This window comes from Staphylococcus sp. GDX8P54P (assembly GCF_017893165.1).
In the GTDB taxonomy this organism is placed as follows: domain Bacteria; phylum Bacillota; class Bacilli; order Staphylococcales; family Staphylococcaceae; genus Staphylococcus; species Staphylococcus borealis.
The window spans coordinates 43119-55638 of the sequence record NZ_JAESMM010000001.1 but is presented as its reverse complement, the minus strand read 5'-3'; the positions used below and the strand labels follow the sequence as shown (position 1 = coordinate 55638).

General features: G+C 34.6%; 11 protein-coding genes. 9 read left to right on the top strand and 2 right to left on the bottom strand.

Going from position 1 to position 12520, the window contains the following annotated elements; translation table 11 throughout:
* Positions 1–181 precede the first annotated feature (181 nt).
* Positions 182–982, bottom strand: a complete 801-nt coding sequence (locus KA909_RS00270; protein ID WP_075108564.1) for a prephenate dehydratase — start codon at positions 980–982, stop codon at positions 182–184.
* Between the two features lie 29 nt (positions 983–1011).
* Positions 1012–2079, bottom strand: a complete 1068-nt coding sequence (locus KA909_RS00265; protein WP_193839963.1) for a nitric oxide synthase oxygenase — start codon at positions 2077–2079, stop codon at positions 1012–1014.
* 178 nt (positions 2080–2257) lie between these two features.
* On the opposite strand from KA909_RS00265, the gene KA909_RS00260 reads away from it, so the two are divergent.
* The 9 genes from KA909_RS00260 to ligA all read left to right on the top strand — a co-directional run bounded on the left by KA909_RS00260 (position 2258) and on the right by ligA (position 12513).
* On the top strand, positions 2258–3727 hold the full coding sequence (locus KA909_RS00260) for a nicotinate phosphoribosyltransferase (RefSeq protein WP_075108566.1): 1470 nt from the start codon (positions 2258–2260) through the stop codon (positions 3725–3727).
* Entirely contained in the window at positions 3720–4541 is an 822-nt protein-coding gene (nadE, locus tag KA909_RS00255) for an ammonia-dependent NAD(+) synthetase (protein WP_075108567.1), read from the top strand. The genes KA909_RS00260 and nadE overlap by 8 nt, the downstream gene beginning before the upstream one ends.
* Before the next feature lie 82 nt (positions 4542–4623).
* Complete coding sequence (locus tag KA909_RS00250) at positions 4624–5229, top strand: DUF2179 domain-containing protein (protein ID WP_053030392.1); 606 nt, start codon at positions 4624–4626, stop codon at positions 5227–5229.
* Positions 5210–5380 carry an NETI motif-containing protein gene (locus KA909_RS00245; RefSeq protein WP_070855045.1) on the top strand — a complete coding sequence of 57 codons (171 nt, stop codon included), beginning with the start codon at positions 5210–5212 and terminating at the stop codon, positions 5378–5380. Before KA909_RS00250 ends, KA909_RS00245 begins: the two co-directional genes overlap by 20 nt.
* A gap of 269 nt (positions 5381–5649) precedes the next feature.
* On the top strand, positions 5650–6945 hold the full coding sequence (gene purB, locus KA909_RS00240; protein WP_193839147.1) for an adenylosuccinate lyase: 1296 nt from the start codon (positions 5650–5652) through the stop codon (positions 6943–6945).
* Between the two features lie 93 nt (positions 6946–7038).
* The gene (locus KA909_RS00235) at positions 7039–7341 is read left to right on the top strand and encodes a YerC/YecD family TrpR-related protein (RefSeq protein WP_011275350.1); all 303 of its coding nucleotides are present in this window, start codon (positions 7039–7041) and stop codon (positions 7339–7341) included.
* Positions 7342–7621: 280 nt separating this feature from the next.
* Complete coding sequence (gene pcrB, locus KA909_RS00230) at positions 7622–8317, top strand: heptaprenylglyceryl phosphate synthase (protein WP_193839148.1); 696 nt, start codon at positions 7622–7624, stop codon at positions 8315–8317.
* Positions 8314–10506 carry a DNA helicase PcrA gene (gene pcrA, locus KA909_RS00225; RefSeq protein WP_053030389.1) on the top strand — a complete coding sequence of 731 codons (2193 nt, stop codon included), beginning with the start codon at positions 8314–8316 and terminating at the stop codon, positions 10504–10506. Before pcrB ends, pcrA begins: the two co-directional genes overlap by 4 nt.
* Positions 10507–10509: 3 nt before the next feature.
* The gene (ligA, locus tag KA909_RS00220) at positions 10510–12513 is read left to right on the top strand and encodes an NAD-dependent DNA ligase LigA (protein ID WP_075108570.1); all 2004 of its coding nucleotides are present in this window, start codon (positions 10510–10512) and stop codon (positions 12511–12513) included.
* Positions 12514–12520 lie beyond the last annotated feature (7 nt).

Sequence of the window (12520 nt, the reverse complement as noted above, 5' to 3'; positions counted from 1 at the left end):
ACTCCCAACTTGCTTTGCTTGTAGAATTTCTTAGTGAAATTCTCTTTGTTGGGGCCCCGCCCGCAAGGATGACTAGAACTGAAAAAAGCTTGATTTAAGCGCATTTTCAGTTCAGTCAGCTACTGCGAATTTGCAAAATAGCATGATCATATTATTTATGTCCCAGGCCCACTCCTAATTTCTATTGGCGATTGAATGCGCCTATAATTTTAACACTGAAGTCCAATGTTTCTAAAATTGAAATAACTTTATCAAGTGCTTCACTTTTACCTATATCGGTTTGAACAAAGAAACGATACATTCCTAGTTGCGTCTTAAGCGGTCTAGATTCTATCCATGATAAATTAATATCAAATAATGCAAAAGTATTAAGTATACTAGCTAATAGGCCAGCTTTGTCATGTTTCGGTGTGATTAATAACAACGTGCTAGAAGCTGTTTCACTATAGTGTTCATCACTTTTAACAACTAAAAAACGCGTAACATTGTGCGGATAGTCTTGAATGTGTGCATCAATTGGTTCGAAACCATATGCTTCGCCACTACCTAGTGGCGCAATAGCAGCAACATGTGTATCGATTTTCTCCAAACTTTGTATTGTACTGTCGACGTAATCATATAAGAAATGATGTCGGTGTATATATTGGCTGGTCTGACTAATCGCAGGTGCGATAGAATATACCTTTTCAATATCCTCCAGTGAAGTACCTTTAAGCGCGTATAGGCCAAAATTTATATCTAAATGAATTTCACCATGAGCATAAATGTCTTCTTGTGCAAGCGCATCTGCAACAATATTAATTGTTCCTTCAATTGAATTTTCAATAGGGACGATACCCACAGCATTGCTATGACTGTTAACTGCTTTAATTACCTCATAGAGATTGGATTTAGGAGAATATGTAACCTCTTCCTCTGATAAATAAGTTTTAGCTGCTAAGTATGAAAAAGTCCCTTTAGGGCCTAAATAATATAAACGCATCTTTGTTCATCACCTCGAATGATTGAACACTAGTGGAACGGACACTTCATTGACTGTGATGTCTTATAGTGAAAATTAGGATCCTTGATTTCATTATTATAACCATGATGATAGTTTGAAGTTAGGGTTGGTGAAAGTGGTGGTGCTAACCATGACCATTTTCCTGTAACATCACGATGATGTGCGTGTTCTTTTTCTTCAAATAATTGAAATTGTTTAGATGCAGTTAGATGATCTACAATTGAGACACCTTGAGATTTGAATGAATGATACACTGCATAATTTAATTCAACTAGCGTTCGATCTTTATTAAAAGAATTATTCTTAAGTGTACCAAATTCAAACGCTTCTGCAACACTTTCAAGTAAATTATAACGGTAAGGGTCTGTGAAATTGCGCACTGCAATTTCAGTTACCATATACCACCCATTAAATGGAGCAGTTGGATACGTGATACCACCAATTTTTAAATCCATATTCGAAATGATAGGAACACCGTACCATTTTAAATTTAGTTGTTTCAATTTTGGGTACTGATCATGTTCTATATTAACTTCTTTTACTAATTCATGGGGTAACTCATATAGTTTAATTGAATCATTAGGTAACTGGTAAATGAGTGGTAGTACATCAAAGTCTGTGCCTGCACCTTTCCATCCTAAATGTTCGGCCAATTGTGTTACTTCTCGTTCAAATGGATCACCACAATGTTCATAGCCTGCATACCTAATAAGTTGATTATTAAATATACGTGGTGCTTGATCAGGTGAAAAAATCGTTATATATGGTTTGATTTTACCATCATTCGTTGCATGTTTTAGATGATGGTTGATAGCATTAATAAAATCAAGCTCATTGTCAACGTTTCTTGCATCTTCTACATGGAGAGAATCCCAGAATAAGCGCCCAATACAACGATTAGAATTACGCCAAGCAAGTTTTGCACCATACGCTAATTCGTCAAACGTATGTGTATATGTACCTGTATATTGAATCTCTTCTTCTATTTCTTTTAATCTATTATCGCGTTGCGATGCATTGTAATTAAGTTCGTGATACATCGTTTCGATAAAACGTCTCGCTTCTTCTAATAACATAAGACCACCTCGGTTCATATTATAATCTAGACAATCAATTAACTCATTCAATTACATATATTGTCACGAATTTGTCTAATTGATATATTTTTTATTTTAAAAGTATCAATTAGATGTGAATACGCACTTCTAATGAATTATGATAAAATGTACTAAAACATCGTTAGGAGAGATTGTGGTGTATCGATACGAAGATGACAGTTTAATGTTACATAATGACTTGTATCAAATTAATATGGCAGAAAGCTATTGGAATGATGGTATTCACGAACGAAATGCAGTATTTGACTTGTATTTTAGAAATATGCCTTTTGAGAGTGGCTATGCAGTATTTAATGGATTAAAAAGAGTAATTCAATTTATAGAACATTTTCATTTTAGTGATTCTGATATTGCGTATTTACAGTCGATTGGTTATAAAGATGATTTCTTGAACTATCTAAAGAACTTAAAGTTCACTGGTAATATACGTTCAATGCAAGAAGGTGAATTGTGCTTCGGTAATGAGCCATTACTTCGAGTAGAAGCACCATTAATTCAAGCACAACTTATAGAAACAGTATTATTAAACATAATTAACTTCCATACGTTAATTTCAACTAAAGCAAGTCGAATCCGTCAAGTTGCACCTGATGATACTTTAATGGAATTTGGAACACGACGTGCACAAGAATTGGATGCAGCACTATGGGGGGCACGTGCTGCCTATATTGGCGGTTTTGATTCTACGAGTAATGTGAGATCAGGTAAATTATTTGGTATACCTGTTTCTGGTACGCATGCACATGCACTCGTTCAGACATATGGTGATGAGTATAAGGCGTTTAAAATCTATGCAGAACGTCATAAAAATTGCGTTTTCTTAGTAGATACGTTCCATACATTGAAATCCGGTGTGCCTACAGCGATTAAAGTGGCTAAGGAATTAGGGGATAAAATCAATTTCATTGGGATACGTTTAGATTCTGGTGATATTGCTTATTTATCTAAAGAAGCACGTAGAATGTTAGATGAAGCGGGATTCAAAGATGCTAAAATTATTGCATCTAATGACTTAGATGAACAAACAATTATGAGTTTAAAATCTCAAGGCGCTAAAGTTGATTCATGGGGTGTAGGCACTAAATTGATTACCGGTTATGATCAACCCGCTTTAGGTGCAGTGTATAAGCTTGTAGCAGTTGAAGATGATAACGGTCAATATATTGATCGAATCAAACTTTCTAACAATGCTGAGAAAGTAACTACACCAGGTAAGAAAAAGGTATATCGCATCATTAATACAAAAACAGGTAAAGCTGAAGGCGACTATATTACGTTAGAACATGAAAATCCTAATACAGAGAAGCCTTTAAAAATGTTCCATCCAGTTCACACATACAAAATGAAACATATTAAACACTTTGAGGCGATTGATTTACATCACTCCATTTTTGAAAATGGTAAATTGGTTTATCAATTACCGAGTGAAAAAGAAGCACAAGACTATTCTAAGCATGCGCTATCTAAATTGTGGGATGAAAATAAACGCTATTTAAATCCTCAAGAATATCCGGTTGATTTAAGTACTGCTTGTTGGGATAACAAACATAAACGTATATTTGAAGTTGCAGAACACGTGAAAGAAATGGAGGAGGACAATGACTAATTTACAAGATATCGTAGTCAAAGAAATGAAAGTGAAACCAACGATTGATAGTGAACAAGAGACGCGTGACATTATACAATTCATAAAAAATTATGTACAATCACATTCATTTATTAAATCTTTAGTATTAGGCATTTCCGGTGGTCAAGATTCAACGTTGACTGGTAAATTGGCACAGATAGCGGTTGAGGAATTACGTAAAGAAGGGCGAGCGTGTCAATTTATCGCTGTGAAATTACCTTATGGTGTTCAAAAAGATGCTGAAGAGGTCGAAGACGCGCTAGACTTTATTCATCCTGATGAAATCATAACCGTTAACATTAAACCAGCTGTTGATCAAAGTGTTCAATCGTTAAGCGAAGCCGGCATTACATTAACAGATTTTCAACGTGGTAATGAAAAAGCCCGTGAACGTATGAAAGTTCAATTTTCAATTGCATCTAATCGAAGTGGCATCGTCATAGGAACTGATCATTCAGCTGAAAATATTACCGGATTCTATACGAAGTATGGTGATGGTGCTGCCGATATTGCGCCAATCTTCGGTCTGAATAAAAGACAGGGAAGACAATTATTGAAATATTTAGATGCACCAAAACATTTATACGAAAAAATCCCTACAGCAGACTTAGAGGATGATAAACCTCAACTACCTGATGAAGAAGCATTGGGTGTTACGTATGATGAAATAGATGATTATTTAGAAGGCAAGGACGTGTCAAGCGAAGCACGTGATACGATTGAAAATCACTATATCAAAAATGCCCATAAACGTGAATTAGCATATACACGTTACACTTGGCCAAAAAATTAAAAACATTTACTAGTGACAAAATAAACATTCACTGATAAAATTATTTCGATTTTAGATATCCATGTAAGAAAAGGGGATTAGTATGTCAGTGATAACTTCAAATCCATGGTCAATGGTATTAGCGATATTCGTTATCAACGTTTTCTACGTCACATTTTTAACTATGCGTACGATATTAACGTTAAAAGGGTATCGTTATATGGCGGCGGCAGTCAGCTTCCTTGAAGTATTAGTATATGTAGTTGGTCTTGGTATGGTGATGTCTAGTTTAGACCAAATTCAAAATATTTTTGCTTATGCGTTTGGTTTCTCTATAGGGATTTTAGTTGGAATGAAAATCGAAGAAAAACTCGCTTTGGGTTATACAGTAGTAAACGTGACATCATCGGAGTATGAGATTGATTTACCAAATGAATTGAGAAATTTAGGTTATGGTGTTACACACTACGCAGCACACGGTCGTGATGGTAGTCGAATGGTAATGCAAATATTAACGCCAAGACGTTATGAACGTAAATTAATGGAAACAGTGCGCAATTTAGATGCGAAAGCATTCATCATAGCGTATGAACCTAGAGCGATTCATGGTGGCTTCTGGACGAAAGGTGTTCGTACTCGAAAAGTTAAAGCATATGAAGTTGAAGAAATTGAAAGTGTTGTGGAACATGATGAAATTCAAAGTAAATGACAATGAAACCATCTCAGAATGTCTATCACGTATGCGTGAAGAAGGGTATATGCCAGTTAAACGAATTGAAAAACCAATATATACTGAAGATGAAGAGGGTAATATCGTTGTTCTAAGACAAGATATTCAATTTGTTGGTAAGAAACTTTAATATTAAAATTAATGAAATATAGCTTGAATAAGAGTGAAAAGAAGGGTGTTCAAAACTTCTTTTCACTCTTTTTATAGTTCTATTGTTAATAGATGAGTGTATTATTTAAAAGAAATCTATTATACTAAGTTTGTAAAAAAAGATTTATACATTTGATATATAATCTGTTAAACTAAAATTGAAGTCTTAAAGACGAACTATTTTAGATAATTTACGTTTAATGTACAGTTTTGAATTATAAATTTTATACATAGAATAGGAGATTAGAAATGATTGATCGTTATTCAAGAGAAGAAATGGCAAATATTTGGACTGATCAAAACAGATACGAAGCTTGGTTAGAGGTTGAAATCTTAGCTTGTGAAGCTTGGAGTGAATTAGGCCACATTCCTAAAGAAGATGTACAAAAGATAAGACAGAACGCTAAAGTTGATGTGCAACGCGCACAAGAAATTGAACAAGAAACACGTCACGATGTTGTTGCTTTTACAAGACAAGTTTCAGAAACTTTAGGTGAAGAACGTAAATGGGTACACTATGGTTTAACTTCAACAGATGTCGTTGATACAGCACTAAGTTATGTAATTAAACAAGCTAACGAAATTATAGAAAAAGATATTGAGCGTTTCATAGATGTTTTAGAACAAAAAGCAAAAAAATATAAATATACATTGATGATGGGGCGTACTCACGGTGTACACGCAGAACCAACGACGTTCGGTGTTAAAATGGCATTGTGGTACACTGAAATGAAACGAAATTTAAAACGATTCAAAGAAGTTCGAAAAGAAATTGAAGTGGGTAAAATGAGTGGCGCAGTTGGTACGTTTGCTAATATTCCACCTGAAATAGAACACTATGTATGTGAACACTTAGGTATTGATACAGCACCAGTTTCAACACAAACATTACAACGTGATCGTCATGCATACTATATCGCTACGTTAGCTTTAATAGCTACATCACTTGAAAAATTTGCTGTCGAAATTCGTAATTTACAAAAAACTGAAACACGAGAAGTTGAAGAAGCATTTGCAAAGGGCCAAAAAGGTTCATCAGCAATGCCTCATAAACGTAATCCTATTGGTTCAGAAAATATCACAGGTATTTCTAGAGTAATCAGAGGGTATATTACTACTGCATACGAGAATGTGCCATTATGGCATGAACGTGATATCTCTCACTCTTCAGCTGAACGTATCATGTTACCAGATGTTACAATTGCGCTGAATTATGCATTAAATCGTTTTACAAACATTGTAGATAGATTGACTGTGTTTGAAGATAATATGAGAAATAACATCGATAAAACATTCGGATTAATCTTCTCACAACGTGTATTATTAGCATTAATCAATAAAGGCATGGTTCGTGAAGAAGCTTATGATAAAGTACAACCTAAAGCGATGGAATCTTGGGAAACGAAAACACCTTTCCGTCAATTGTTAGAGAAAGATGAAACGATTACAAATGTACTTTCTAAAGATGAATTAGATGAATGTTTCAACCCTGAACACCATTTAAATCAAGTTGATACTATTTTCAAACGTGCAGGATTAGAATAATAAGTGACTGTTTTCATTTAAAATACTACACTTTAACTATTTAATGCGTTAAAATGAGAGTATATTGAAAACGGATTATAGGGGTTGTTTGAGATGCAAATAGAGAAATTACGAGGACAAGCGTTAGATGAACTTTTTGATGCAATTCTTACACTTGAAAATAGAGAAGAATGTTATCAATTCTTTGATGATTTATGCACTGTTAATGAACTTCAATCGTTATCTCAAAGACTACAAGTTGCTAAGATGATTAAACAGGGCTATACCTATGCTACTATCGAAAAGGAATCTGGCGCCTCAACAGCAACAATTTCCAGAGTGAAACGTTCATTACAATGGGGTAATGATGCGTATACGATGATTTTGGAACGACTAAATATAGAAACGAAAAAATAATATATCATAACGTTAAACGCAAAGTTATAACGTGAATTGCTCCCTTCGAAACGGTCATTCATATGAATGTTTTGGAGGGAGCATTTTATCTGTACGTTCAATGCGAAGGGATAACTGTTTATAAATATAGGTTTAAAATTAATTTTTTTCACAAGTGTAACTGCAAATAATTATAATTTGTTTTCCTTATAAACTGTATAAATTCCAATGATTCTATTTAGAATTGGCACCCTAAAAATGATATAATTTGGTGTATGTTAAAAAAAGGAGTTAAGGGATTATGTATGACATTAAAGCGTGGCAACATGTGTTCAAATTAGATCCTGCAAAAGAAATTAGTGATAACGATTTAGATACACTATGTATGTCAAATACAGATGCTATCATGATTGGTGGCACAGATAATGTTACTGAAGATAATGTCATTCATTTGATGAGTAGAGTAAGAAGATATCCATTACCATTAGTTCTTGAAATATCTAATATTGAAAGTATTATTCCGGGCTTTGATTTTTATTTTGTACCTACAGTGTTAAATAGTCAGGATACGACATATCATAACGGGATAATGCATCAAGCCTTGAAACAATTCGGTTTTATGGTTAATTTTGATGAAGTTGTGTTAGAAGGTTATCTCGTGCTTAATCCAAATAGTAAAGTAGCACAACTAACACAGGCTAATACGAATTTAGATATTGAAGATGTAGAGGCATATGCACAAATGGTTAATGAGATGTATAAATTGCCAATGATGTACATTGAATATAGTGGAGAATATGGTGATGTTGCGACGGTTGAAGCTGCATCACGTTTATTAACGAATACGCAACTGGTGTATGGCGGTGGTATTACGTCTATTGAACAAGCTAGAGAAATGTCACAACATGCAGACACTATTGTAGTAGGTAATATTATTTATGAAGACATTAAAAAAGCGATAAAAACAGTAAAAATAAAAAAGGAGTCTAATAAATGAATTCATTAGTTGATCATATGAATAAAGAGCAAAGTGAAGCGGTAAGAACGACAGAAGGTCCATTGTTAATTATGGCCGGCGCTGGTTCAGGTAAAACGAGAGTGTTAACGCATCGTATCGCCTATTTATTAGATGAAAAAGACGTTTCTCCTTACAATATATTAGCGATCACTTTTACTAATAAAGCCGCTAAAGAAATGAAAGAACGTGTTGAACAATTAGTAGGTGAAGAGGCACAAGTGATTTGGATGTCTACCTTCCACTCTATGTGCGTAAGAATATTGCGACGTGATGCAGATAGAATAGGCATTGAACGTAATTTTACAATTATTGATCCAACCGATCAAAAATCTGTCATTAAAGATGTCCTAAAAAATGAAAATATCGACAGTAAACGTTTTGAACCAAGAATGTTTATTGGTGCAATTAGTAATTTGAAGAATGAACTCAAAACACCTGAAGATGCAATTAATGAGGCGAATGATTTCCATTCACAAATGGTTGCTACGGTTTATAGTGGATATCAACGTCAATTGACGCGTAATGAAGCACTTGATTTTGATGATTTGATTATGAAGACAATTCAGCTATTTGAACGTATTCCAGATGCACTTGAATACTATCAGAACAAATTCCAATACATTCATGTAGACGAATACCAAGATACGAACAAAGCGCAATATACTTTAGTGAAGTTATTAGCTAGTAAATTCAAAAATCTTTGCGTAGTTGGTGACTCAGATCAGTCTATTTATGGCTGGAGAGGTGCAGATATTCAAAATATCTTATCATTTGAAGAAGATTATCCTAATGCTAAAACAATATTTTTAGAACAAAATTATCGTTCGACTAAGACGATTTTAACTGCAGCCAATGAGGTCATCAAACATAATTCAGAGAGAAAACCAAAAGGGTTATGGACAGCAAATACAGGTGGCGAAAAAATCAAATACTATGAAGCAATGACAGAACGTGATGAGGCTGAATATGTAGTTAGAGAAATTATGAAGCACCGTAAAGCTGGAAAAGATTATAGTGATATGGCAATACTTTATCGAACAAATGCTCAATCACGTGTCTTAGAGGAAACATTTATGAAATCTAATCTTCCTTATACGATGGTTGGTGGTCAAAAGTTCTATGACCGTAAAGAAATCAAAGACTTACTAAGTTATTTAAGAATAGTTGCCAATAGTAATGACGATATCAGTTTACAACGTGTCATTAATGTGCCTAAACGCGGCATTGGCCCTTCATCTGTTGAGAAAATTCAACGCTATGCGATGGATAATAATATTAGTATGTTTGATGCTTTGGCAGAAGTAGACTTTATTGGTCTTTCGAAAAAGGTAACGCAAGAATGTATTAAGTTTTATGAACTGATTCAAAACTTAATCAAAGAACAGGAATTTTTAGAAGTAAGTGAAATTGTTGTTGAAATCTTAGATAAATCAGGATATAGAGACATGCTTGAACGTGAACAAACGATAGAGTCACGTAGTAGATTAGAGAATATCGATGAGTTTATGTCCGTACCAAAAGATTATGAAGAGAATACCCCTTTAGAAGAACAATCACTTATTAACTTTTTAACAGATTTATCATTAGTGGCGGATATTGATGAAGCGCAAATTGAAAATGGCGTAACACTTATGACAATGCACTCAGCGAAAGGATTAGAATTCCCAGTCGTATTCTTAATGGGAATGGAAGAATCACTATTTCCTCATATTCGTGCAATTAAGAGTGATGACGACCATGAAATGGAGGAAGAACGTCGTATTTGTTATGTGGCCATAACTAGAGCTGAAGAAGTATTGTATATTACGCATGCGACATCCCGTATGTTGTACGGTCGTTCACAATCTAATATGCCTTCAAGATTCTTACGTGAAATTCCTGAAGATTTATTAGAAACGCCAGCTAAGCAACAACGTCAAACGATTACGCCTAAAACATCAAAACAACCTAAACGTGGATTTAGCAAACGTACTACATCATCAAAAAAACAAGTTTCAGCTTCTGACTGGAATGTTGGAGATAAAGTGACTCATAAAGCATGGGGCGAAGGCATGGTAAGCAATGTCAATGAGAAAAATGGTTCTGTTGAATTGGACATTATATTTAAATCAGAGGGGCCTAAACGTCTCTTAGCACAATTTGCGCCAATCGAGAAAAAGGAGGATTAATGTATGGACAATATCCAAAATCGTGTGAAAGCGTTACATGATTTATTGAATCAATATGGCTATGAATATTATGTACAAGATAATCCTTCTGTACCTGATAGTGAATACGATAAATTATTACGTGAATTAATCGATATTGAAGAAGCACACCCTGAATTAAAATCACCTGATTCACCTACCGTTCGTGTAGGTGGAGAGGTGCAATCATCGTTCGAGAAAGTGAACCATGATACACCAATGTTAAGTTTAGGTAATGCTTTCAACGAGCAAGAGCTGCGTCGATTTGATCAACGTATTCGTGAACAAGTTGGTAAAGTTGAATATATGTGTGAATTGAAAATTGATGGTCTAGCTGTATCACTCAAATATGTAGATGGTCGTTTCGTTCAAGGTTTGACACGAGGTGATGGAACGACAGGGGAAGATATCACTGAAAATTTACGTACCATACATGCGATTCCATTGAAAATTAATGAGCCGCTTAGTTTTGAAGTGCGTGGTGAAGCTTATATGCCACGTAGTTCTTTCATAAGACTCAATGAAGAAAAAGAAAAAAATGATGAACAACCATTTGCGAATCCACGTAATGCTGCAGCAGGTTCATTAAGACAACTCGATCCGAAACTAGCTGCTAAACGTAAATTGAGCGTATTTTTATACAGTGTTAATGATTTTACAGATTTTAAAGCAACCACTCAAAGTGGTGCGTTAGATGAGTTAGATCGCTTAGGATTTAAGACAAATCATGAACGTGCACGTGTTGATGATATTGAAGGTGTATTAGCATACATAGAAAAATGGACAAATCAACGTGAACAACTACCTTATGATATTGATGGTATTGTAATAAAAGTAAACGACATAGAGCAACAAGATGAAATGGGATACACACAGAAATCTCCAAGATGGGCTATTGCATATAAGTTCCCAGCAGAAGAAGTAGTTACAACATTACAAGATATTGAGTTAAGTATTGGTAGAACAGGCGTTGTGACACCAACGGCAATTCTCAATCCAGTACGTGTTGCTGGAACAACAGTTTCTAGAGCATCACTACATAATGAAGATTTAATACGTGAACGTGATATTAGAATTGGAGATAGCGTCGTAGTTAAAAAAGCTGGTGACATCATTCCAGAAGTTGTAAGAAGTATCACGGAGCGTCGTCCTGAAGGTACGTCACCTTATTCTATGCCTACGCATTGTCCAAGTTGTGGTCATGAATTGGTAAGAATCGAGGGTGAAGTTGCATTACGTTGTATTAATCCAAAGTGCCAAGCACAACTAGTTGAAGGGTTAATTCACTTTGTATCACGTCAGGCAATGAATATAGATGGTTTAGGCACAAAAATAATCCAACAACTCTATCATCATGAAGTGATTAAAGATGTGGCTGACATTTTCTACTTAACTGAAGATGATTTATTACCACTAGAGCGCATGGGTTCTAAAAAAGTAGACAATTTACTTAAAGCTATTGATGATGCTAAAGCCAATTCATTAGAGCATTTGCTATTTGGTTTAGGTATTCGCCATCTAGGTGTAAAAGCGAGTCAAGTTTTAGCTGAGAAATATGAAACAATGGATCGTTTGCTTGAAGTGACCGAAGAGGAACTTATTAGTATACATGACATTGGTGATAAATTGGCACAATCAGTAGTGACTTATTTAGAAAATGAAGATATAAAAGCATTGATTGAAAAATTAAAAAACAAAGATGTCAATATGGTTTATAATGGAATTAAGACGTCGGACATAGAAGGTCACCCTGATTTTAAAGATAAAACCATCGTTTTAACAGGAAAATTACAACAGTTAACACGCAAAGAAGCATCCGCTTGGTTAGAATTACAAGGTGCGAAAGTTACAAGTAGTGTAACAAAAAATACGGATTTAGTAATTGCGGGTGAAGATGCTGGTTCTAAATTAACTAAGGCTGAAAAGTTTGGTACTGAAATTTGGACAGAAGAACAATTTGTGGCAAAACAAAATGAAATATCAAGTTAGAGGAGAA